This is a genomic window from Psychrobacter sp. AOP22-C1-C5, assembly GCF_052378885.1.
GTDB lineage: Bacteria > Pseudomonadota > Gammaproteobacteria > Pseudomonadales > Moraxellaceae > Psychrobacter.
In genome coordinates, this window is the sequence record NZ_JBQSYC010000023.1 from 1 (window position 1) to 1,199 (window position 1,199).

Below are 1,199 nucleotides of genomic sequence, written 5' to 3' on the forward strand. Positions count from 1 at the left end.
CGGTAACCCTCCCAAGCATAAGACACTTATCCAATAGAATTAAGCTGCCTGATTTAGTTTTTGCATTGGCGTAAAGCCATTATTACCCATATTAGGGCGTTCATAATTGTAGTGATACAACCAAGCTTCAGCTTGCTCTCTGACTTGATCTAAATCTGTAAACAACTCCTGATTTAGCCAATCATAGCGCATGGTTCTGTTGTAGCGCTCCACATAAGCATTTTGCTGTGGATTGCCAGGTTCAATATAGCTTATTGTGATACCTTGTTCTATTGCCCAGTCTTTGAGCGCATTGCTGATGTACTCAGGACCATTATCACATCTTACTTGAACAGGCTTACCTCGGTATTCAATCAGCTGATTCAGACTACGTATGACTCTTTGAGCGGGCAGTGAGAAGTCAATCTCAACGGTTAAGGCTTCACGGTTGTAATCATCAATGACGTTAAGCATTCTAAAGTTTCTGCCGTCAGTTAAGGCATCATGCATAAAGTCCATGCTCCAGCTTTGATTTATGCTATCAGGTACAGCAAGTCGTACTGGTTTAACGCGTTTAATACGGCGCTTAGGTTTGATTCTCAGATTCAACTCAAGCTCACAGTAGATGCGATACACACGCTTATGGTTGTAAGGTAGTCCAATCACATTACGCAGGCTTAAAAAGCACAACCCAAAGCCCCAGTTCTTATTCTGTGTGGTCAGTTCTATCAGGAGGTCCGCTATTTGATTATTCTCATCAGAGGCAACAGACTTATGATAGTAGCAGGTCACGCTGATATTAAAGATGAGGCAAGCTCTGCGGATACTGATGCCATGCTCTTTAATATAGTGACAAGCCAACGCTTTGCGCCCAATCGGCGCTACCACTTTTTTGACATGGCATCCTGTAGTATGTCGGACTTAAGACATTCATCAGCATACATCTTCTTTAATCGAGCATTCTCAACTTCAAGCTCTTTTAAACGCGCAATTAAAGAGGCATCCATGCCGCCATACTTTGAGCGCCAGTTGTAGAAAGTGCTTTGTCCAATGTTATGCTCGCGGCACAGCTCAGCAATAGGTACGCCTTGCTCCGCTTGTTTTAGGATGTTAACGATCTGGTTGTCGCTAAAGCGTGTCTTTTTCATAAGAATCTCCTGCTGATAGTTTAGCAGTTAATTTCTATTTTTAAGTGTTCTTATTTAGTGGGGGGATTACCC

General features: G+C 42.6%; 1 protein-coding gene. It reads right to left on the reverse strand.

The features are described from left to right. Window positions 1-39: 39 nt before the first annotated feature. Window positions 40-1,127 (reverse strand): IS3 family transposase gene (locus tag ACT3TH_RS13680; protein WP_444756328.1). Its coding sequence is split into 2 segments (ribosomal slippage): window positions 40-875 and window positions 875-1,127, totalling 1,089 coding nucleotides; the frame shifts between segments, so codons are not numbered across the junction. Between the last annotated feature and the right edge of the window lie 72 nt (window positions 1,128-1,199).